This is a genomic window from Burkholderia sp. 4NA327C6, assembly GCF_005502655.1.
Taxonomy (GTDB): Bacteria; Pseudomonadota; Gammaproteobacteria; order Burkholderiales; family Burkholderiaceae; genus Burkholderia; species Burkholderia contaminans.
Genome location: NZ_SCNZ01000015.1, coordinates 128,218 through 150,428, shown reverse-complemented (window position 1 = coordinate 150,428; position 22,211 = coordinate 128,218). Strand labels below are relative to the sequence as shown.

Here is a 22,211-nt window from a genome sequence, read left to right as displayed (position 1 = left end):
AGCAGTTTGCTTCCCGTCACAGATGCGCATGCAGCAACACCGGCACCACGCGCATGCCGGAAGCCCCGTGCGACGGGCTTCTCGATGCTGGCATCCGAATTGCAATAGGTAACCCGTGCGTCGCGCACGCACGTGCGTTCAACCGATCAAACAGGATGACTCATCGATGTTCAGGAAAAAACTAATCGTCACCGCGCTGGGGGGACTGCTGACGGGCGGCGCCGTATCGTTGCCCGCATGGGCGGAAGATGGCGCGGTGACGGCGGCGCCGGACGCGAAGCCGGCGCAACCGGGCGCGGACGATGCAGCCGCGGCCGCACCGAAGGCAGCCCGCGTGAACCAAGGCACGGCCGTACGCGAAACGAATCTCGGCACGGTGACAGTGACCGCGCGCCGGCGCAAGGAGAGCATCCAGGACGTGCCGGTCGCGGTGAGCGCGCTGAGCGGCGACACGATCAGGAACAACGAGTTGCGCGTGGTGAACGACGTCACGAAGTACGTGCCGAACTTCACCGGCCAGTCGACAGAAGGCCGCGAGCGGCCGCGCTGGTTCCTGCGCGGCGTCGGAAGCAACGATCCGTCGGACCTGTCGCTGAGCCCGATCGGCGTGTACTTCGACGATGTCTACATCAACAGCGTGTTCGGGCAGGGCTTCCCGCTGTTCGACCTCGACCGCATCGAAGTGCTGCGCGGCCCGCAGGGCACGCTGTGGGGCAAGAATACCGTCGGCGGCGCGCTCAGCATCACGTCGCAGAAGCCGACTTTCGACGTGAGCGGCTACGGCAAGATTGGGCTCGGCCAGTACAACAGCCGTCTCGCGGAAGCCGCGATCGGCGGGCCGATCGGCAAGAACGACGTGCTGGCCGCGCGCGTGTCGGTGTATCACGAGAACGCCGACAGTTTCTACACGAACACCGTGCAGCAAGGGCGCTTCGGCGGCTTCCACGACAATGCGGTGCGCTTTCAGGTGCTGGCCGTGCCGACTTCGGACACCGACTTCCTGTTCAACATCCACGGCCGCAACTACACGGGCGGCGGCAACGCGTGGCACGCGCAGGGCGCGGGGCCGGGCGGCGCGAACCAGTTCGGCTTCGTCGGGTCGAGCGATCCGTACACGGTGTCGCTCAATGCGCCGTCGAGCGATCGCATCTCGACGTGGGGCACGTCGCTCACCGCGCACTGGCGCATCAACCCGGCGGTGACGCTGACGTCGATCACCGCGTTCGAAGGGCTGCACCGCTGGTACCAGGACGACGAGGACTATTCCGCGTTCGACGCCGCGCGTTCGCACGATCGCCTGTCGAGCCGCCAGTTCTCGCAGGAATTCCGCCTCGAATCGCCGCAGAACGACCGGTTCAGCTGGCTCGTCGGCACGCACCTGTTCACCGAGCAACTGGCCGAACAGGGCGCCGGCGGCGGCCTGCCGGGCTCGCCGTCGCCCGCGTTCTACCACCTGACCGACCTCACGCAGCACACGCAGAGCGCGGCGATTTTCGGCAGCGTGAAGTACCGGTTCACCGACCGCTTCAACGTGACGGGCGGGCTGCGTTACACGATCGAGCGCAAGAACATCAACCTGACCGGGCTGCAGGGCACCGGCAACGTGACGTTCAGCAATCCGGGCAGCTGGTGGGATCCGTCGTCGGTGTCGTCGCCGCTCGCGGTCAGCGCGCGACAGAACCAGACGAACACGTGGCGCGCGCCGACCTGGGACCTCACGCCCGAATATGCGCTCAGCAACAACGTGCGCGCGTATTTCCGCTATGCGCGCGGCTTCCGCTCGGGCGGCTACAACGGCAACGCGTATACACAGAGCACGGTGTCGACCGTATCGCCGGAGTACCTGACCGACTACGAAGCCGGCATCAAGAGCGAGTGGTTCGACAAGCGGCTGATCGTCAACGCGAGCGTGTTCCACTACGACTATCGCGACATCCAGGTGTTCGCGCTGGCGCCGAACCCGTTCGGCGGCCCGCCGGTGTCGACGCTGTCGAACGCGGGGCAGGGGCGCGCGGACGGCTTCGAGCTGGAGCTGAAGGCGCAGCCGGTCAACAGCCTCTACCTGTTCGCGAACCTCGGGATGCTGAACACGCGCTACACGGAGTTCCGCTACGTGCCGACCGCCGTCGGCAATTCGTTCGCGCGCTCGCCGCATACGACGATCAATGCGGGCTTCGACTATCGCGTGCCGGTGTCGTTCGGCACGCTGACGGCCGGCGGCGACGTGAACTACCGCAGCCGCGAGTACTTCAGCGCGACGCGGCAGACGATGCCGCAGCTCTGGCAGGGCGGCTACACGGTGCTGAACGCGCACGTGTCCTACACGACACCGGACCAGAAGTACATCGTGACGGGCTACGTGACGAACCTGACCAACAAGGTCTACAAGAAGCTCGAGCTGCTGCCGTCGTATGGCGCATATCCGGTGCTGTATGGCGATCCGCGCACGGTCGGGATCACGTTGACCGCGAAGATCTGACGGGCGGCACGAGACGTGTGCGGCGGCGCGGCAAAGGGCCGCGCTCGCCGCGCGTCAGATCAGCAGCGACAGCGTCCTGAACAGCGCGAGATCCGCCTTGCGTGCCGATCGCGCATGCCGGCGGATCACGTGCAGCAGGCAGTCGATGAAGCAGCGCGCCGCGTCGCCGAGCGTGCTGCTGCGCCGCGTGACGATCCCGAGGTCGCGCGGCTCGAAGGTCTCTTGCAACTTCAATGCGCGCATCCGTTCGCCGAACGACGGCACGGCCGCGAGGATCGTCGGACACCACGTGCACATGTCGGCCTGCTCGAGCATCGTCTGCAGCATCGCCACCGACTGCGCACGCACGATGCGCCGTTCGTCGATGTGGGCGCCGTGACGTGTGAACAGGTAATCGACGAGCGCAGCTTGCCCATCGGCCGCGAAATTCAATACCCAGTCGTGGTCGACCAGGTCGTGGATCGACCGCGCGTGCTCGAGCGGGTGGCCGGCGCGCACCATCACCGCTGTCTCGTAGCGCAGCATCGGCTCGAACGCGAATTCCTGCGTGCCGCCCGGTTGCACGTGCCCGAGCGCGAAATCCATGCTGCCGTCGCGCAACAGCGGTTGCGCGACGGCCATCAGCGCTTCGTAGAGTTCGAGGCGCACGTCGGGCATCTGCGCGCGAAAACGCAGCACCGCTTCCGCGAGGAAGGTCATCGTCAGCCACGGTGTGACGCCGATGCTCAGCCGGCCCTCGACGCGGCCGCGCATGCGCTCGAGATCGCTCTGCGCGTGCTCGAGCTGCTTCAGCACGAGCTTCGCGTGCGTGAGCAGCGTCTTGCCGTATTCGGTGAAGCCGATCCCCTCCGGCGCGCGGACCAGCAGCGGCAGGCGTTCGCTCGCCTCCAGCTCGCGCAGCGCGCGCGTGACGGCCGCCTGCGACAGCCCGAGCGTGCGCGCCGCACCGCGGATGCTCCCGGCCTCCGCGCTCGCGACGAGCGCCTGCAGCTGATGCAGCTTGATCGTGCTCATGGTGCGATACCCGACAACGAAAGGTTGTCATCATAACGAAACCGCGGCTGTTCGCCGGGATTTTCGCTGCCTACGATGCGGCCACGATCGGTCATTCGGGCGATCGGCAACCGGAACGCATCGAGGAGAATCGGGGTTGGACCACAAACACATCCAGCCGGAAATGGCGGCCATCGAGGCGGAAATGATCGCGCTGCGCCGCCGGCTGCACGCGCATCCGGAGCTTGGCTTCGAGGAGCACGCGACGAGCGACCTCGTGGCCGGCTTCCTGACAACGTGGGGTTATCGGGTGACGCGTGGGCTCGGCGGCACGGGCGTGGTCGGCACCTTGACGCGCGGCCGCGGAAAGCGGCTCGGGCTGCGCGCGGACATGGATGCGCTGCCGATCCGCGAGACGACCGGGCTGCCGCACGCGAGCCGGTGCGATGGCGTGATGCATGCGTGCGGCCACGACGGTCACACGGCGATGCTGCTCGCGGCGGCGCGCTGCCTGGCAGAGCGCGAACGCTTCACGGGCACACTGAACCTGATTTTCCAGCCGGCCGAGGAAGGGCTCGGCGGCGCGAAGCGGATGATCGACGACGGGCTGTTCGCGCAGTTTCCGTGCGATGCGGTGTTCGCGATGCACAACGTGCCGGGGCTGCCGGCCGGCGTGCTCGGTTTCTGCGACGGCCCGGCGATGGCCTCGGCCGACGAGGTGCGCGTGCGCGTGACCGGGCGCGGCGGGCATGGCGCGGCGCCGCATACGACGATCGATCCGGTGGTCGTGTGCGCGTCGATCGTGATGGCGCTGCAGACCGTCGTGTCGCGCAACGTGAACCCGCAGGAGCTGGCGATCGTGACGGCCGGCTCGATCCATGCGGGCACCGCGTCGAACGTGATTCCGTCGCACGCGGATCTGGCGCTCAGCGTGCGTGCGCTTTCGCCGGACGTGCGGGCGCTGCTCGAACGGCGAATTCGCGAGATCGTGCACGGGCAGGCTGCGAGCTATGGTGCGACCGCGGAGATCGACTACCGGCACGAGTACCCGGTGCTCGTCAATCACGCCGCGGAGACCGCGTTCGCCCGCGACGTCGCCCGCGAATGGGGCGGCGATGGCGCGCTGATCCCGCATCTGCGGCCGATCGCGGCCAGCGAGGACTTCGCGTTCATGCTGAACGCGTGCCCCGGCAGCTACCTGTCGATCGGCAACGGCGACGGCGCCGCCGGATGCGGGCTGCACCACCCCGGCTACGACTTCAACGACGCGTGCCTCGCCAACGGCGCGAGCTACTGGATTGCGCTGGCGGAGCGCTACCTCGCGTGACGTGCCCGCACAATTTTGACTGACGATTCACACAAGGAAGGAGACTGGCAATGAAGCAATGGAAACGGATGGCGGCGCTCGCGGTGACGCTGGCGGCAGGGGCGGCGCATGCGGGCGACTGGGCCGGCAAGGAGATCCGCCTCGCGGTCGATCCGACTTACCCGCCGCTCGAATACAAGCTGCCCGACGGCACGCTGGCGGGTTTCGGGATCGACATCACGAACGCGTTGTGCGCGGAGCTGCATGCGCGCTGCGTGTGGGTCGAGTCGAGCTTCGACGGGATGATTCCGGGGCTGCTCGCGCGCAAGTTCGACGTGATTGCGTCGTCGATGACGATCACGCCGAAGCGGCAGCAGCAGATCGCATTCACGAACCGGATCTCGAATGCGCCGGCGCGCCTCGTCGCGCGCAAGGGCTCGCCGCTGCTGCCGACGGCCGACGCGCTGAAGGGCAAGCGCGTGGGCGTCGAGCAGGGTTCCGCGCAGGCTGACTATGCGATCGCGAACTGGCAGCGGGCCGGCGTGCAGATCGTGTCGTACCCGAACCAGGATCAGGTGTATGCCGATCTCGTGACGGGCCGGCTCGATGCGGCGTTCCAGGCGTCGATCGCGGCGAGCGACGGGTTCCTGAAGAAACCGCAGGGCAAGGATTTCGCGTTCGTCGGCGCGGCAATCGACGACGTGAAGTATTTCGGGCAGGGCGACGGGCTCGGGCTGCGCAAGCAGGACAACGACCTGCGTGACGCCTTCAACCGCGCGCTTGCGGCGATCCTCGCGAACGGCACGTACCAGCGCATCAACAACAAGTATTTCGACTTCGACATCTACGGCGCGAAGTAAGCGGCGACGCCCGGAAGGCGGGCAGTCACGACACGATAAATAAGGAAAACGAATGAACTGGAGATTGGCTTTCGTCGCGGTCCCGGCGCTGTGTGCAGCGCCCGCGTTCGCGTTCGCGCAAGGCAGCGTCACGTTGTACGGCCTCGTCGATGCCGGCATCGACTACACGAACAACGTCGGCGGCCACGGTGCGTGGCAGATGGCAAGCGGCTTCGCGCAAGGCAGCCGCTGGGGGCTGAAGGGCACCGAGGATCTGGGCGGCGGCTACAGCGTGCTGTTCCAGCTCGAGAGCGGCTTCAACGTGAACAGCGGCACGCTCGCGCAGGGCGGCCGCATGTTCGGGCGGCAGGCGTACGTCGGGCTCGGCAGCGCGCGGTTCGGCACGCTGACGCTCGGCCGGCAATACGATGCGGTGGTCGACTATCTCGCGCCGACGACCGCGAACGGCAGCTGGGGCGTCTATCCGTTCTCGCATCCGCTCGACAACGACAACACCGGCAACACGTTTCGCGTGAACAACACGGTGAAGTACGCGAGCCCGGATTTCGCCGGCTTCTCGTTCGGCGGCACGTACAGTTTCAGCAACGACACGGGCTTTGCGAACAACCGGCAGTGGAGCGTCGGCGCGCAGTACGAGCAGGGCGGCTTGCTGATCGGCGCGGCCTTCCTGAATGCGGACAACCCGGGCGCGACGTCGGGCGGCGCGATCGCGGGCTCGGGGCCGGTCGGTGCCGATGCGAACTTTGCGTCGGCGCGGCTGCGGATCTTCGGTGCGGGCATCAACTACACGGCGGGGCCCGCGACGGTCGGGCTCGCGTACACGAACAGCAACGTCACGCGGCCGACCGCGAACGTCGGCTACCTGTTCGGCAACGAAACGATCCAGCCGGTGACCGGCCCGCTCGCGGGTGGCGCGGTGTCGTCGATCCGGTACCAGAACGTCGAGGTGAACGGCAAATACCAGTTCACGCCGGCGCTGTTCGTCGGTGCGCAGTACGTGTACACGACGGTGCGCTACGACGCGACGACGGGCAGCGCGAAGCCGAAGATCCATTCGGTCGGGCTGATGGCCGACTACAGCCTGTCGAAGCGCACGGACGTGTACCTGATGGGCGCGTACCAGCGGATCGCGGGCGATGCGACGGGCTCGTCGCTCGACCAGGCTTACATTCCCGGTGCGGCGGACCTGGCGTCGACCGCGAAGCAGCTGATGATTCACGCGGGGATCCGTCACAAGTTCTGAGTGTGCGATGACGGAAGAGGCGGCGGGTGGAGCGACCCGCCGCCTCGACGCGCTTACTGCGCGACGCCGATCACGACCTTGCCGAAGTGTTGACCCGACTGCAGGTACGCAAACGCCTGCGGTGCTTCGTCGAAGCCGAACACGCGATCGACCACCGGCCTGATCTGCTTCGCGTCGACGAGCCGCACGACATCGTCGAGCATCGCGCGGCTGCCGACCATGATCCCGTGCAGCTGCCGGATTCCGCCGATCAGCGACAGCAGCCCGAGTTCGGGGCCGGCGAAGCTGCTGAGGCCGCCGATCACCGACACGATGCCGCCCATCTTCGTCGCGGCGACCGAGCGCGGCAGCGTATCCTTGCCGCCCACTTCCACGACCAGGTCCGCCCCCGCGCCGCCGGTGAGCCGCAGCACCTCGTCTTGCCATTCGGGCGTCGCGCGGTAGTTGATGGTTGCGTCCGCACCGAGCGCGCGGGCGCGCTCGAGCTTCGCATCGCTCGACGACGTGACGATGGTCCGCAGCCCCGCCGCATGCGCGAGCTGCAGCGCGATGATCGACACGCCGCCGGTGCCGAGCAGCACGACGGTCGCGCCGGGCTCGAGGCCACCGTCGGCGAACAGCGCGTTCCACGCGGTGGTGCCCGCGCACGACAGCGTCGCCGCCTCGTCGTAGTTCAGATGCGCGGGAATCGCGACCAGCGCGGCTTCATCGGATACGAAATGCTCGGCCAGCACGCCGTCGAATTGCGCGCCGGGCGACCCCGAGACCTTCTGCGGCGTGGGCGGCCCGTCGATCCAGTGCGGAAAGTACGTGTTGATCACGCGGTCGCCCGGCTTGAAGCGCGTGACGTCGCGGCCGGTTTCGACGACTTCGCCGGCGCCGTCGGCCACCGGGATCAGCGCGTCCGTGCCGATGCCGAGATAGTCGCCGCGCGCGAACATCAGGTCGCGGTAGTTCAGCCCGGCCGAGTGGATCTTCACGACGACGTCGGTCGGCCCGACCGCGCGGCGTGTCGCGTCGATGCGCTGAAGCCCGGCCACGCCGTCGCCCGGTTTCACTTGCCATGCGTTCATGTCGACTCCTTTTCGAGATAGAGCGGACTATCATAGTGTTGCGCACGGGGACGCATTGGCGAGAATTCGGCCGATGACTGTCGCCTGTGTGGACACAACCCTGTGACCCAACCGGAGTGGAATGGCATGGACGAGCGGCTGAGAGGCGTGGCCGAATTTGTCGACGTGGTGGAGTCGGGCAGCTTCGCGGCGGCGGCGCTGCGGCTCGGCGTCACGCGCTCGGCCGTCGCGAAGGTCGTCGCGCGGCTGGAACGTCGCCTCGGCGCGCGGCTCCTGCAGCGCACGACCCGCCAGCTCGGCCTGACCGACGAGGGGCTCGTCTACTACGAGCAATGCCGGCGGCTGCTGGCCGAACTCGGCGAGACGGAGGCCGCGCTCGACGCGGGGCAGCGCGAGCCGGCGGGGCGGCTGCGCATCAGCGTGCCCGTGCTGTTCGGGCGGCAATGCGTGGCGCCCGTCATGCGGCGCCTCGTCGAGCGCCATCCGCGGCTCGAGATCGACGTGTCGTTCAGCGACCGCGTGGCCGACCTGGTCAACGACGGCTTCGACATCGCGGTGCGTATCGGCGAGCTGGCCGACACGAGTGCGCTGGTCGGGCGCAAGCTCGGCGTGCAACGCATGGGCATCTGCGCGTCGCCCGCGTATCTCGACCGTCATGGCCGGCCGGCGGGGCTCGACGCACTCGCGTCGCACGTCGGCATCGCGTATTCGCGCGGCGGGCAACCGACGCCGTGGCGGGTCGTCGGCGCGGACGGCGCGGTGCACGACCATCGCCCGGCCGGCCGCTTGCGGCTCGACGACCTGCAGGCGATCGCCGATGCGGCCGCCGCCGGCGCGGGTCTCGCGTGGCTGCCGTGCTGGCTGATGGCGCCTTACCTGCGCGACGGCAGCCTCGCGCTCGTGATGGACAGCAACAGCGTGTCGGGCGCCGAAGTGTTCGCGGTGCGGCCGGCCTCGCGCCAGGTGCCGTCGAAGGTGCGTGTCGTCATCGATGCGCTCGTCGACGAGATACCGCGCATGCTGGCATCGGACGATTGACGCGGGGGCGATGTGGCGATCGCGCCGGGCCCGCGCCCCACCGGCTCAATTGGCGGCCCGATGCGGATTGCAGTCCACCGAATACTCCGCGTGCTCGCCATTGACGCGCAGCACCAGCGTCGCCTGGCAGATGTCGCTCGAATCGACGCTCAGCCGCAGCGTCGCGAGCGGCCGATCCTCGCCGCCGGCGAGTCGCGATTCGCCGGAGCGTGTCAGCGAGGCCGAACCGGCGCCGCCGGTTTTGGTGATGCGCAGGCTGTACGACACGTCGACCGGCGCGGCCGCCCGCACGTGCGGCACGATGTTCACGCCGCCGGCACTGGCGGCGATGTCGAAATAGGCGTTGAGATCGTGAATGCCAACCATGATCGTCCCCTGTCGAATGAAAAAAAGGCCGAACGGGCAACCGTCCGGCCTTTTCGTTACACCGGCGGCGCTCAGTGCTGCTTGATCGATGCGGTGTTGAAGGCGCCCGTCTGGCTGATGCTGGCGTAGTTGCCGTTGCCTTGCTGCAGCAGCGTGGCGTTGTTGCTGAAGCCGATCTGCGTCACGTAGCCCTGGTTGCCCGTGCCCGACACTTGCGACGCGTTGATGATGTTGAAGCCACCGGTTTGCGAGAGGTTCAGCAGGTCATCCGCACCCGTCTGCGACGCATTGGCGTAGTTGCCGATGGCGCCCGACTGGCTCACCGTCACCGCCGAGCTCGATGCCGATTGCGTCACGGACGCCAGGTTGTCCGCCGAAGACTGCGTGATGGATGCCGTCGAACCGGTCGAGCTGCTTTGCGTGATCGACGCCGTGTTGAACGCGGCCGTTTGCGTGATGGACGCGCCGTTGCCGTAGCCGTATTGCTGCGTGATCGCTGCGTTGTTCGACGCGGCCGACTGGTTGATCGTCGCGCTGTCGCCGGACTCGAACCACTGGTTGACCGTGGCGTTGTTGCCGTCGGCGGTCTGCGTGATCGACGTCGCGTTGCCGGCCGCGGCAAGCTGGTTCACCGTTGCGTTGTTGCCGCTCACGCCGCCCGATTGCGAAATCGTCGTCGAGTTGCCGCCGCCGAACGACGAGTTCACGGTGGCCGTTTCGGTGCCGCTCTGGGTCGTCGTGACCTGGTCGCCAACTTCGGCGAACTGCGTCACGCTGGCGTTGGTCGTGCCGCCCGTTTGCGTGATCGACGTCGCGTTGCCGCCGCCCCAGGTCGTCTGGACGTTCGCAGTGCCGTTGTTGCCGGTCTGCGTGATGCCGACGGTGTTGCCGACCGTGTCCGTCTGCGCGACGGTCGCGTTGTTGGCGATCGCCGACTGGCTCGGCGAGCCCTGGTTGATCGTCACGGAGTTCCAGCCGCCACCCTGCTGCGAGATCGACGCGCTGTCGATGTAGCTGTACTGGTTGATCGTGTTGATGTCGTATTGCGGGCCGCCCGTGTAGGCCGACGTCGTCTGCGTGATGGTCGCCGAGAAGTCGCCGCCACCCGACTGCGTCACGTAGTTCCGCTCATGCGACGTGCCCGTCTGCGACACGTTCACGCTCGAATACGGCTCCGCCCACCCGGAGGTCTGCTGGATCACGGTCGTGTCGCCGCTGCCGCCCGCGGTCGTCACGTTGGCGACGAACCCGTAACGGGGATCGTCGCCGGCTGCCGACTGGTTGATCGACACCGAATCACCGCTCGTCGCCGTCTGTTCGACGGTTGCCGAGTTGAAGCTGCCGGTTTGCCCGACGGTCACGTTGTTACCCGACGAATCGGCCTGTGCGGCGGCCGATGCGAGCATCAGCACTGCGATTGCGATTGCAGACTTGGTCACCTTCATTTCTTGCTCCTGATTCGAAAGAAAATTCGCCGGAAAAGTGGGTCTTCGCCGGCACCCCCGCCAATTGAGGACGCTCTCACGTCCCACACGTCACACCACTTGAAGCCAAGCACTTGCACACTGCATAACCGTTACCGCGTCAGCACCGTGGCGTGCGCACCGTTGCCGCTCTGGATCACCTGGATGCCGGTGTTCGATCCGCCCTGCACGATGTTCACCGCGTTGTTGCTGCCGTTCTGCGTGACGCGCGCCGACAGCGACGTGCCGACCTGCGTCGACTCGACCGAATTGCCGACGCCGTTCTGTTGCACCTGCAACGTGTTGCCGTTGCCGCGCTGCGTCGCATTCAACGTGTTGCCGACGCCGACCTGCGACGCCGCGATCCAGTTCTGCGCACCGGTCTGCCGCGCGACGATCGCGTTGCCGTCGCCGGCCTGCCACACCAGCGCACCGTTGTGGCCCGCCTGGTCGAGCGACGCGGCATTGCCGACACCGGCCTGCCGGACCGCGACGATGTTGCCGCTGTAGTCGAACGCCGGTTCGGGCGGCCCGAGATCGTTGAGCGGCACGGGTGCTGCCGCCGCAGCCTGCATCGTTGCCGCTGCCCACACGGATGCGAGTACCCGCCACGCCGCGCGGGCGCGCCCGTTCCGATCACGCTGTCGATTCATCATGTTTTCTCCGCTGGCCGGCCTGCTGCCGGTTAATGAGTGGTCGCGCCCTGGCGATCGATCTTCTGCGGGTCGTACGCGGTGTTCGCGTCCTCCATGTCCTGCGCGTATTTCCGGTCTTCCTGCAGATACCGCTGCATCGTCGGGTCGTACCAGTCCTGGTCGTTCTTCAGCGCCCAGGTCTGGTTCGCGACCCCCTGGACGATCAGGTGCGTAAGCGCCGATTCGATCGCTTCGTTCACGCAGATCTGCGCGGGTTCGTTGCGCGTCAGCCCGGCTTCCGCCTGCAGCAGGTCCTTGAAGCCGACGAAGCGATAGATGCCCGTGTCGACCTGATAGGAGTAGACGGTCTTGGTCGTCGACACGCTGTTGAGCACCTGGCCCGTGCGGATGTCGATCGCGCGCAGGTTGACGGTGACCTGGTCGATCCGGTATTGCGTCGACCCGCTGATCCCGAGGTAGGCGACGCCGGCCCCGCCGGTCCGGACGTTCGTGTCGTAGCCGACGATGCCGCCCTCGAGCACGATGTTCGCGGGCATCAGCGGCGCCATCGCATCGTTCTGCGCCTTCTTCGCATCCGCGCCGTCGGTGGCGCGCATGATCTTGCGTTCGGTCAGCAGGTCCTGCAGGTTCTCGCGTTCCACCGGCGTGAACCAGCCGGAGTCGCGCATCGCCTTGACGAGGAACGACGCGCCGCCCTGCGTGACCTGCGACGAGAACGAGCTGTCCGGCGATGCCTTGTACTGCCCCGTCAGGTCGCGAAAGCCGTACACCGCCGCGACGATCTTGCCCTTCGGCGGCGGCAGGTGCGTGAGGTCGCGCGTGGTGCGCGTCGGCGGCGTCAGCGTCGCGTTGCTCAAGGCCGGCATCGGCCGCGTGACGCAGCCGGCCAGCGACAGCAGCAACACCGCGCCCATGGCGACCCGTGTCATCCCCGTGTTGAAGCGTGTGCGTTCAGCATTGTTTTTCATGATTCGCTCAGTCGTTTTTCTGATCTATTGGCCGTTGCTGACGATGAACGTCGAGGTCGCACCCGTCGTCTTGTCGGTGGTCGTCACTTGCAGGTTGCCGTTGCCGGCCGCACTCACGACGATCGTGAAGTTGCCCGTGCTGATCGTCCCCGGCTTGAGCTCGCCGTTGGTGCCGACGATCGAGTTCGTCACCGAGCCGGCGACGCGCGACAGGATCGCCTGCTGCAGCTGCGCATTGAACTGGTCGAGCGACGACGTGGACGTCGGCGACGAAAAGGCCGACAGCGACGGATCCGTGTGCTTGTTCTGCGCGTTGGCCTCGTTGAGCAGGTTGGGGCCGTTCGCCGGGTTGCCGCCGAAGTTCGGGTTGTTCGGCTGATAAACCAGCGTCGACGACCACGCATAAGGCGACACCGCGGTCATCGCGACCAGGGCGATCAAGCTCAATCTGATTCGATTCATTTTCTCCCACCCCTGTTTTTTTGATTAATCGACTAAATCTCGTCTTTGGCCAGATCCGAATCGGGAAACAGCAAATTCGACAGATCGTCCTGAATGACGGTTTGAAAGGAGATACCGGCGGCGCTTTCGGCTACGGCCTTGACATTTGCCCGCGCAATCGGCAGGAAAGTCTGGAATACGCGCTTTTGCTGGAACTCGACCCAGATCAGGCTGCCGTAACGCCCGGACGGGCGTTCGTGAATGGCGACCATGTAGCGCTCGCTCAGCGGGATTTCCGACCACGTCTGCGAGAAGTAGGTATAGAAATCGCGGCCGGCGAGCGTCACGGCATCGGTCGTGACCGTGCCGCCGAGCTGGTCTTCCGGAAGGGCGTGGCGGGCGGCGGCCCGGGCACCGGCCGGCGCGGCGCCGGTGGCCGGCCTCACCGCGGCCGGGCCCGCGCCGGGCGCGGGCTTCGGTGCTTCGAGCACGCGTTCGGCGTTCAGCAGCGTCGAGGGCGGCGCAATCGGACCGCCGTTCGCCGCAGCGGCAGGCGGCGCGTCGATGGTGTCCTGGGCCTGCGCGCGTGCCGTCGCGAATAGCGACAGGCACGTCACGGCCCCCCAGGCCAATCGCCTGCTTGCGCTCGAAACCATTTCCCCGACCCCCGGATCAACTTTTACGAAATATGGCGCCGCCCGTTTTTCGGGTTATTCGTTCCTGGTCGAACGCGGCACATGGTGGGGGGAGTGAGCAAGAGGCATGCCTGCCGTTGTTTTAAACGGTTTACTTTTTTAAGTCGTTATTCGTCTAATGTATCGGTTGCATATTTCCGTCACGTAAAACGTTTGCGAGTTGGATATTCATTAACAGTCTTTCTTTTATAAATAGAGCATTACAATTTAATCAGACGATATTTTCGGAAAATCGTGATTTGGAAATTCCTGGCGATGCTGATGCGGAGAAAACGTAACGTGTTGCTACGGGTTCGCTCGTAACGACACGACGTAACGTCCCGTTACGCACGTAGAATCGTCCAACGAAAGCGCGGGTTCCGGGCTTGTGCGCCGGCAACCTCTCTCCACGCTACTCACGTGAACGGACTTCGGGAGCACACATGTCATCTCGCACCTATCTCGTCACCGGCGCATCGCGCGGCATCGGCCTCGCGATCAGCACGTTGCTCGCACGGCGCGGCCATCGCGTCATCGGCCTTGCGCGTCACGCGCAGGGCATCGACTTCCCCGGCGAGTTGCGCGCATGCGATCTCGCCGACCTCGAACAGACGGCGGCCGTTCTTGCACGCATCAGCGAGCAGCACGATGTCGACGGCATCGTGAACAACGCGGGCATCGTGTTGCCGCAACCGCTCGGGCAGATCGATTTCCAGTCGCTGCAGACCGTGTTCGATCTCAACGTGCGTGCCGCTGTCCAGGTGACGCAACACTTTGCCGAAGCGATGAAGGCACGCGGCCACGGTCGCATCGTCAACATCTGCAGCCGCGCGATTTTCGGCAGCCTCGATCGCACCGCGTATTCCGCCGCGAAGAGTGCGCTCGTCGGCTGCACGCACACGTGGGCGCTCGAACTCGCCGAACATGGCGTGACCGTCAACGCGGTGGCGCCGGGTCCGATCGAGACGGAACTGTTCCGGCAGACGCGGCCCGTCGGCAGCGAAGCCGAACGCAAGGTGCTCGCGACGATTCCCGCGCGCCGGCTCGGCACGCCCGACGACGTGGCCGCGGCGATTGCATTCTTCCTGTCGGACGAGGCCGGCTTCGTCACCGGGCAGGTGCTGGCCGTGGACGGCGGCGGCAGTCTCGGCGGGCGTAGTTGACGCCAACGCCGACGCATCGGGCGCCATCGGCGCGGCGCCCGGCAGCGGCCGGTTTCGGCGCGCACCGCGGGCGCGCACATGTGTGCGCGCTGATGGCCGGTATTCTGCTTGCGCGCATATTCCGCCACCCCGTTAGCATGTGACGAATCGGACTTTGGGTGCCGCGCACGCGACGCTAAGATCGCCGATCCCGTAGATCGAGCGTTCAGAACAATGAAAAAGTCAGCGTCGCCGTTACATGCCTTTCGTTTCCGTGTCGTCTGCGCCGCGATTGCCGGCGCGATGTCGCTCGCATCGTGCGGCGGCGTCGACAGCGATACGCCGTCGCCGCCGACGAACACCACGCCGCCGCTGGCCGCGAAACGCCCGAACATCCTGTACATCATGGCCGACGATCTCGGCTATTCCGACATCCATGCATTCGGCGGCGAGATCAACACGCCGAACCTCGACGCGCTCGTCGCGTCGGGCCGCATCCTGTCGAACCATCACACGGGCACCGTCTGCGCGATCACGCGCGCGATGCTGGTGTCCGGCACCGACCACCATCTCGTCGGCGAAGGCACGATGGGCGTACCGACCGACGAGCGGCGCGGGCTGCCCGGCTACGAGGGCTACCTGAACGACCGTGCATTGTCGTTCGCACAACTATTGAAGGACGCCGGCTACCACACGTACATCGCGGGCAAGTGGCACATCGGCTCGGGGATCGTCGGCAGCGCGACGGGCAGCGGGCAGACGCCCGACCAGTGGGGCTTCGAGCGCAGCTACGTGCTGCTCGGCGGCGCGGCGACGAACCACTTCGCGCACGAGCCGGCCGGCTCGTCGAACTACACGGAAGACGGCCGCTACGTGCAGCCTGGCCAGCCCGGGCAGCCGGGCGGCACGGGCGGCAGCCCGGCCGTGTTCTATTCGACCGATTTCTATACGCAGAAGCTGATCTCGTACATCGATGCGAACAAGCAGGACGGCAAGCCGTTCTTCGCGTACGCGGCCTACACGTCGCCGCACTGGCCGCTGCAGGTACCCGATCCGTGGCTGCACAAGTACGCGGGCGTGTACGACGCCGGCTACGACGCGATCCGCAACGCGCGGATCGCGCGGCAGAAGGCGCTCGGCCTGATCCCCGCCGATTTCAAGCCGTTCGACGGCTTGCCTGAAACCACGGCCGCGTCGCCCGCGACCGCGAACAACGGCGCGGCCGGCGCGAAATACATCAGTGCGGTGCACACGGCCGCGGACGGCTACAGCGACTACGGCCCCGGCAAGGTCGACAAGCTGTGGTCGAGCCTGTCGCCGGCCGAGCGCAAGGCTCAGGCGCGCTACATGGAGATCTATGCGGGGATGGTCGAGAACCTCGACTACAACATCGGCCTGCTGATCCAGCACCTGAAGGACATCGGCGAATACGACAACACGTTCATCATGTTCCAGTCGGACAACGGCGCGGAAGGCTGGCCGATCGATTCAGGCGCCGACCCGACGGCGACCGATACCGCGAACGGGCAGGACCCGATCTATTCGACGCTCGGCACCGACAACGGCAAGCAGAACGCGCAGCGCCTGCAGTACGGGTTGCGCTGGGCCGAAGTGAGCGCGTCGCCGTTCCGGCTCACGAAGGGCTATTCGGCCGAAGGCGGCGTATCGACGCCGACGATCGTGCGCCTGCCGGGCCAGACGCAGCAGCTGCCGACGCTGCGCGCCTTCACGCACGTGACCGACAACACGGCGACGTTCCTCGCGGTCGCGGGCGTCACGCCGCCGTCGCAGCCGGCGCCGCCGCTCGTCAACACGCTGACGGGCGTCGACCAGAACAAGGGCAAGGTGATCTACAACAACCGCTACGTGTATCCGGTCACGGGCCAGTCGCTGCTGCCGGTGCTGACGGGCACGGCGACGGGCGAGGTGCATACCGCGCCGTTCGGCGACGAAGCGTACGGCCGCGCGTACCTGCGCAGCGCCGACGGCCGCTGGAAGGCGTTGTGGACCGAGCCGCCGCTCGGGCCGCTCGACGGCCACTGGCAGCTGTACGACCTCGCGGCGGATCGCGGCGAGACGACCGACGTGTCCGCGCAGAACCCGTCGGTGATCAGCACGCTCGTCGACCAGTGGAAGACCTACATGAGCAACGTCGGCGGTGTCGAGCCGCTGCGTCCGCGCGGCTACTACTGAACCCGGGAGCGACACGATGCGGGTCCGGTTCTGGACGATCGGCGCGGCGCTGGCCGCCACGCTGTTCGCCGCCGCGTTCGCGGCCGGCTATGCGAATCCCGTCGCACCGGCGGGCGGCGCATTCGACGACGCGAATCGCGGCCGCGCGCTCGCGCCGCTCGGCTCGGAGCAACAGTGCGCGCGCTATTCGGGGCTGCCGGCCGGATGGCGCGACGACCCGAAAGCCGGGATGGTGCACCTGCGCGGCGGCGCGTTCGTGTTCGGCAGCACGCGCGGCTATGCAGACGAGCGCCCGGCCGGCGACGGCCGCACGCGTGTCGGCGGGTTCTGGATCGACCAGACCGACGTGACGATCGCGCAGTTCGCTGCGTTCGTGCAGGCGACCGGCTACGTGACCGAGGCCGAGCAGCAGGATGGGGCGGCCGTGTTTCATGTGCCGACGCGCGACGAGATGAACGCGCGCGACCTGGCATGGTGGTCGTGGGTGAAGGGCGCATCGTGGCGTCATCCGCGCGGGCCGGGCAGCCATGTCGACGGGCTCGGCAACCTGCCCGTCACGCTCGTCACGCAGCGCGATGCGCTCGCGTATGCGCGCTGGCTCGGCCGCGACCTGCCGACCGAGGCCGAATGGGAATACGCGGGCAAGGCCGGCCGCGACGACGCATCGCTCGACGCGGCGCCGCGCGATGCGCGGGGCAAGCCGGCCGCGAACTACTGGCAGGGCGTGTTCCCGGTGCTCGATACGGCCGAGGATGGCCACGCGGGGCTCGCGCCGGTCGGCTGCTATGCGGCGAACGGGTTCCGGCTCTACGACATGATCGGCAATGCATGGGAATGGACCAAGGACGCGTACACGGGCCCGCACCAGTCGCATACGAACGGCGACACGGCGGCCGTCGCGCCGCCGACGCGCCGGCACGATACGCCGATGGTCATCAAGGGCGGCTCGTTCCTGTGCTCGCGCGACTACTGCGTGCGCTATCGCGCGTCGTCGCGCGAACAGCAGGAAGCCGATCTCGGCGCGTCGCATATCGGGTTTCGCACGATTCTGAGGGATGCGTCATGAAGCGCGTCGTGGTTTGCGTGGGCGCGTGGCTGATGGCGGCGTGCGCGGTCGTTCATTCGGGGTTGACCGTGGCCGCCGAATCGGCCGCACCGACCGCACCGGCGGTGCGTGTCGGCGTGACGCGCGGCGTGCATGCGCAGATCCTGGACGAAGTGAAGCGGGTCGCCGCATCGCGAGGATTCGGCATCGACGTCGTCGAATTCGACGATGCATCGCGCATCGATGCGGCGCTGGCTGACGGCCGCATCGACGCTGCCAGCTTCGAGGATGCACATCAGCTTGCCGTGACGCGCGCGCAGAAACGCTGCGCGCTGACCGAAGTCGCGCCGACCGTCACGCTGCCGATGGCGCTCTACTCGCGCAAGCTCAAGAACCTGAACGAACTGCAGCCCGGTGCGACGGTCGCGATTCCCGCCGATCCGCGCGGGATGGCACGCGCGCTCGTGCTGCTGCAGAACGACACGCTGGTGACGCTGCGCGAGCGGGCCGGCCTGCATGCGACGCTGCGCGACGTGACCGGCAACCGGCTCGGGCTGAAGCTCGTCGCGCTGCGGCGCGATCGTCTTCATGCCGCGCTCGACACGGCCGCGTTCGTCGCGATCGACAGCGACGATGCCGCGCGCGTCGGGCTGCAACCCGCACGCGACAGCATCAGCATCGAGGATGCGCGCTCGCCGTATGCGAACGTGCTGACGGTGCGCGATGCCGATCGCGCGAAGCCGTGGGTCGCGCAACTCGTCGCCGCGTATCACTCGGACGATGTCGCGCGCTTCATCCTCACGCGCTACCAGGATTCGGTGCGGCGGCCGTGGTAGATACCTGGCTGCTCGCGTGCAACGCTTGCGGACGCTGCTGCAACAGCGCACCGACGCTGTCGTTGCGCGAACTGTTCCGGCATCGGCATCGCTTCGTCGGTGCGCTGACGATCGGCCGCGTGCCGAAGCGGCGAACGGGTGAGCGCTGGCGCGCGGGCGGCCGCGAGTACGCGCTCGACGCGGAAGACGTCGCGGCTTCCGATGCGCTGTCGGCGCGGTTGTTTCATCGCACCGGCGGTGCGGGGAGCGAATGGATCGCGCTGACGCTGCAGGGCTACGACTATCCGTCGCTCGGCCGTTGCGCGGCGCTGGCCGATGACGGGCGCTGCAGCGTGCATGCGGACAAGCCATCGATCTGCCGCGCGGTGCCGCTCGATCCGATGCTGCCCGACCGCTTGCAGTCGCGCGTGCTGGCCGCACGGCGCGACGATGCGGGATGGCTCGGCGCGAACTGCATCGTCGAAGCAGGGGCACCACACGCTGCCGTCGAGTCCTCATTTCCCATTCCGCTGGTGACGGCCGGGCAGGTCGCGGACCGCGCGGCGCTCGACGCACATCGCGATGCGCTGGTATTCGAGCGCGCGGTGTGGCGGGATGCCGTGTTCGCCTCGTTGACCGATGGCGGGCAGGACGTGCGCCATGCACTGTCGCGGCTCGCGCCCGGCGGCTACCTGACCGTGTCGATCGTGCCGGTACTGCTGGCCGTCGCACAGGTGTCCGCGTATTGCCGTACACGCTGCATCGAATTCATCGACGCGCAACTCGCGTTGATCGGTATGAACATCGAAACGGCACTCGCGCGCCGGCACGCCGACGACCGGCCCGCGACACGCGAGTTGCGCGGTTTCACGCAGGCGCTCGAACGGGCACGGCACGCACTGGCCGCGATGCCGGCGCCCGCGGCCGGAATCCGGGAGGACGCAGAGCGCATCGACGCGTGGCTCGCCGACCGGACCGACTTCGATACGCTCGCCGCGTAACGACGGCGGCCTGCCGTACCTGCCTTACAATCGGCGCTCTTTCAATCGCTTTCGATGGAGCGGGCATGTATGCGTCGACCTTCATTTTCCGGGCCGGGCAATACGACGACGAATTCCACCGGCTCGACCGGCAGATCGCCGACATGGCGCGCGCAACGCCCGGCTACCTGGGCGAGGAGACGTGGGAGAACGCCGAATCGGGGCTGATCCAGAACGTCTATTACTGGGAATCGGAGGCGGCGCTGCAGCAACTGATGCAGCACCCGGCGCATCTCGAGGCAAAGACGAAACAGGCGCGCTGGCTCGACGGCTATCGCGTCGTGATTTCGAAAGTGTTGCGCGAGTATGGCGACGGCAAGCTCACGCAGCCGCATGCGGGCCAATCCGCCTGAATGGCTGTCTGATCCATTTCTTTCGCATTACGGATCAATAACAAGGCGCTGCACCGGGAAACCCGCATGCGTACGCGGGTTTCCGCGACATCGCGTGCAATCAATTCTTCATCAAGCATGGCTAAGGTGGCTGGGCTTCACGTCGTCAGTCCGTCCACCAACAACGTCCTCACTCGATGTCGTACGGAGCCTTGTCCATGCCGAATTTCGCCTTGTCCGCGAAGCGCCGCCGCGCGCTGCGCGATCGTGCCGTTCCCGTCTTCGCACTCACGCTGATCGCCGCGAGCATCGGCGCACACGCTGCCCCGCATGACAACGACGGCGACAGCCGTTTTGCGCCGGGTTTCGTGCCGGGCTTCCTGGTCCTCAGCCGCAGCGTGTACGACAACGTGTCGGGCAACGTCCAGCCCGGCGCGATCCTGCCGCCGAACTGCGCGAAGACCACCGGCGGTTGCGGCGCGGCATCCGGTGCGCCGAACGACGGCACCTATCCGTACGTGTGGAACAACGACCGCTACGACGGCAGCTTCGGCATCACGTCGCGCATCTTCCTCGACCAGATCACGCCGGCCGGCGGTGTCGTCAGCACGCTCGAAGTGCCGAACAGCCTGCAGAAGGGCTTCGCGCACGACCAGATGGTGACGAGCTTCAGCTCGAAGTCGGAGCTCGGCCTGCACCTGTCGCTCGACGGCAGCTACCTGACGTTCATGGGCTACGTCGCGCCGGTTAACGCGATCGACGTGTCGAACTCGAACACGCCGCTCGCGGTCGATACGACGAACCCGGACGGGCAGAACGTCTATCGCGCGATCGCGCGCGTCGATCGCCACGGGCACTTCCGCTTCACCGAGACGAATGCGTACAGCGGCAACAACGGACGCGCGGCGATCCTGAACGATCGCGACGGCCGCGAGATCTACTACACGTCGGGCAACGCCGGCAACGGCGCGAACCCACAGCCGGACAACGTGATTCTCGGCGCGGGCGCGCAGCTCATCGACGGTGCGAAGCATCATGAAGCGCAGCAGGATCCGGGCGTGCCGACGCCGCTCGCGAGCTTCTCGGTCACGGAACTCGGTGCAAAGGCCGACAAGATCGGCAAGGACGACAACTTCCGCGGCATCGCGGTGCACGACAACGTCGTGTACTACACGAAGGGCAGCGGCGGCAACGGTGTGAACACCGTGTACTTCGTCGATACGACCGGCACCGCGTGCCCGTCGGGCGTCGGCGTGCCGTCGCCGAAGGCCGTGCTGCCGACGGCGCCGCTCGCGTACAATGCGGCCACGCTGCAGACGGCCGGCCTGCCGAGCAACATGTGCGTGCTGGCCGGCTTCCCGAGCACGCCGAACAAGACCGCGACGACGCTCTCCTATCCGTTCGGGATCTGGTTCGCCGACGCGAACACGCTGTATGTCGCGGACGAAGGCGACGGCTACACGGGCGGTGCGGACCTGTACACGCATGCCGCCGCGCAGAAGACGGCGGGGCTGCAGAAGTGGGTTTACGACGCGGGTGCGAAGCAGTGGAAGCTCGCGTACACGCTGCAGAACGGGTTGAACCTCGGTCAGCCGTATTCGGTCGCCGGTTATCCGGCGGGCAGCAATTCGGCGACGGGCCTGCCGTGGGCACCGGCGACGGCCGGCCTGCGCAACCTGACGGGCCGCGTCGAGCGCGACGGCACGGTGACGATCTGGGCGATTACGTCGACCGTCAGCGGCAACGGCGACGTCGGTGCGGATCCGAACCGGCTGGTTGCGGTGCGTGACGTGTTGAAGAACACGAGCGCGACGACGGCGGCGCATGAGCAATTCGCGGTGCTGCGGACTGCGAAGTTTGCGGAAGTGCTGCGGGGGATCGAGTTCGCGCCGGGGACGGATACGGGGCGGTGGCACTAAAGAAGATGAGCGCCCGGCTGGCTGATGCCGGGTGACACAGGCACGGCCACGCGTTTCCGTGGCCGTGCCTTTCAACGTGGGGGTGACACGCACGCGTCGCCGGCGATGGTGGGCGATGTACGCGGCGATGTCGAATGCGTGCCGGATGCCAGGCCTCGCCCCCCG

Annotated in this window: 20 protein-coding genes; 12 read left to right on the top strand and 8 right to left on the bottom strand. The window is 67.0% G+C overall.

The annotated features are described in order from the left end of the window. Positions 1-166: 166 nt before the first annotated feature. Complete coding sequence (locus tag FFS49_RS17615; RefSeq protein ID WP_105817270.1) at positions 167-2,479, top strand: TonB-dependent receptor; 2,313 nt, start codon at positions 167-169, stop codon at positions 2,477-2,479. A 54-nt stretch (positions 2,480-2,533) separates the two neighbouring features. Here FFS49_RS17615 and FFS49_RS17610 read toward each other — a convergent pair whose 3' ends face one another. Continuing rightward, positions 2,534-3,493: a LysR substrate-binding domain-containing protein gene (locus tag FFS49_RS17610; protein WP_105817269.1), complete on the bottom strand. Its 960-nt coding sequence runs from the start codon at positions 3,491-3,493 to the stop codon at positions 2,534-2,536. A 184-nt stretch (positions 3,494-3,677) separates the two neighbouring features. Here FFS49_RS17610 and FFS49_RS17605 point away from each other — a divergent pair, with 184 nt between their 5' ends. Genes FFS49_RS17605 through FFS49_RS17595 form a run of 3 tightly spaced genes read left to right on the top strand, consistent with a single transcriptional unit; the run spans position 3,678 to position 6,881 of the window. After that, the gene (locus FFS49_RS17605) at positions 3,678-4,799 is read left to right on the top strand and encodes a M20 aminoacylase family protein (protein ID WP_105817414.1); all 1,122 of its coding nucleotides are present in this window, start codon (positions 3,678-3,680) and stop codon (positions 4,797-4,799) included. Positions 4,800-4,849: 50 nt separating this feature from the next. Then, on the top strand, positions 4,850-5,638 hold the full coding sequence (locus FFS49_RS17600; protein WP_105817268.1) for an ABC transporter substrate-binding protein: 789 nt from the start codon (positions 4,850-4,852) through the stop codon (positions 5,636-5,638). Positions 5,639-5,690: 52 nt separating this feature from the next. Beyond that, positions 5,691-6,881: a porin gene (locus tag FFS49_RS17595; RefSeq protein ID WP_137910302.1), complete on the top strand. Its 1,191-nt coding sequence runs from the start codon at positions 5,691-5,693 to the stop codon at positions 6,879-6,881. A gap of 53 nt (positions 6,882-6,934) precedes the next feature. On the opposite strand, the gene FFS49_RS17590 is transcribed toward FFS49_RS17595, so the two are convergent. Further along, the gene (locus tag FFS49_RS17590) at positions 6,935-7,954 is read right to left on the bottom strand and encodes an NAD(P)-dependent alcohol dehydrogenase (protein WP_105817266.1); all 1,020 of its coding nucleotides are present in this window, start codon (positions 7,952-7,954) and stop codon (positions 6,935-6,937) included. Positions 7,955-8,080: 126 nt separating this feature from the next. Between FFS49_RS17590 and FFS49_RS17585 the strand changes: the two genes are divergently transcribed. Next, positions 8,081-8,992: a LysR family transcriptional regulator gene (locus FFS49_RS17585; protein ID WP_105817265.1), complete on the top strand. Its 912-nt coding sequence runs from the start codon at positions 8,081-8,083 to the stop codon at positions 8,990-8,992. Between the two features lie 45 nt (positions 8,993-9,037). Here FFS49_RS17585 and csgH read toward each other — a convergent pair whose 3' ends face one another. The 6 genes from csgH to FFS49_RS17555 all read right to left on the bottom strand — a co-directional run bounded on the left by csgH (position 9,038) and on the right by FFS49_RS17555 (position 13,377). After that, positions 9,038-9,358 carry a curli-like amyloid fiber formation chaperone CsgH gene (gene csgH, locus FFS49_RS17580; protein WP_039354428.1) on the bottom strand — a complete coding sequence of 107 codons (321 nt, stop codon included), beginning with the start codon at positions 9,356-9,358 and terminating at the stop codon, positions 9,038-9,040. Positions 9,359-9,429: 71 nt separating this feature from the next. Next, complete coding sequence (locus tag FFS49_RS17575) at positions 9,430-10,803, bottom strand: hypothetical protein (RefSeq protein WP_105817264.1); 1,374 nt, start codon at positions 10,801-10,803, stop codon at positions 9,430-9,432. 131 nt (positions 10,804-10,934) lie between these two features. Next, on the bottom strand, positions 10,935-11,477 hold the full coding sequence (locus FFS49_RS17570) for a hypothetical protein (protein ID WP_105817263.1): 543 nt from the start codon (positions 11,475-11,477) through the stop codon (positions 10,935-10,937). A 29-nt stretch (positions 11,478-11,506) separates the two neighbouring features. Then, positions 11,507-12,445 (bottom strand): CsgG/HfaB family protein, encoded by a 939-nt coding sequence (locus FFS49_RS17565; protein WP_105817262.1) that lies wholly within the window; start codon positions 12,443-12,445, stop codon positions 11,507-11,509. Positions 12,446-12,469: 24 nt separating this feature from the next. Continuing rightward, positions 12,470-12,892, bottom strand: a complete 423-nt coding sequence (locus FFS49_RS17560) for a curli assembly protein CsgF (protein WP_223274286.1) — start codon at positions 12,890-12,892, stop codon at positions 12,470-12,472. 47 nt (positions 12,893-12,939) lie between these two features. After that, the gene (locus FFS49_RS17555; RefSeq protein ID WP_171030074.1) at positions 12,940-13,377 is read right to left on the bottom strand and encodes a CsgE family curli-type amyloid fiber assembly protein; all 438 of its coding nucleotides are present in this window, start codon (positions 13,375-13,377) and stop codon (positions 12,940-12,942) included. A gap of 626 nt (positions 13,378-14,003) precedes the next feature. On the opposite strand from FFS49_RS17555, the gene FFS49_RS17550 reads away from it, so the two are divergent. The 7 genes from FFS49_RS17550 (at position 14,004) to FFS49_RS17520 (ending at position 22,046) form a co-directional block, all read left to right on the top strand. Further along, positions 14,004-14,723 (top strand): SDR family oxidoreductase, encoded by a 720-nt coding sequence (locus FFS49_RS17550; RefSeq protein ID WP_039354436.1) that lies wholly within the window; start codon positions 14,004-14,006, stop codon positions 14,721-14,723. Positions 14,724-14,936: 213 nt separating this feature from the next. Then, positions 14,937-16,895 (top strand): arylsulfatase, encoded by a 1,959-nt coding sequence (locus tag FFS49_RS17545; RefSeq protein WP_039354437.1) that lies wholly within the window; start codon positions 14,937-14,939, stop codon positions 16,893-16,895. A 16-nt stretch (positions 16,896-16,911) separates the two neighbouring features. Continuing rightward, the gene (locus FFS49_RS17540) at positions 16,912-17,961 is read left to right on the top strand and encodes a formylglycine-generating enzyme family protein (protein ID WP_039354440.1); all 1,050 of its coding nucleotides are present in this window, start codon (positions 16,912-16,914) and stop codon (positions 17,959-17,961) included. Then, complete coding sequence (locus FFS49_RS17535; protein ID WP_105817261.1) at positions 17,958-18,776, top strand: MetQ/NlpA family lipoprotein; 819 nt, start codon at positions 17,958-17,960, stop codon at positions 18,774-18,776. Before FFS49_RS17540 ends, FFS49_RS17535 begins: the two co-directional genes overlap by 4 nt. Then, entirely contained in the window at positions 18,770-19,756 is a 987-nt protein-coding gene (locus tag FFS49_RS17530; protein WP_105817260.1) for a YkgJ family cysteine cluster protein, read from the top strand. Before FFS49_RS17535 ends, FFS49_RS17530 begins: the two co-directional genes overlap by 7 nt. A 65-nt stretch (positions 19,757-19,821) precedes the next feature. Further along, positions 19,822-20,148, top strand: coding sequence for an antibiotic biosynthesis monooxygenase (locus FFS49_RS17525; protein WP_039354446.1), 327 nt, complete (start codon positions 19,822-19,824; stop codon positions 20,146-20,148). A 197-nt stretch (positions 20,149-20,345) separates the two neighbouring features. Continuing rightward, positions 20,346-22,046, top strand: a complete 1,701-nt coding sequence (locus FFS49_RS17520) for a hypothetical protein (protein WP_071333139.1) — start codon at positions 20,346-20,348, stop codon at positions 22,044-22,046. Positions 22,047-22,211: the final 165 nt, after the last annotated feature.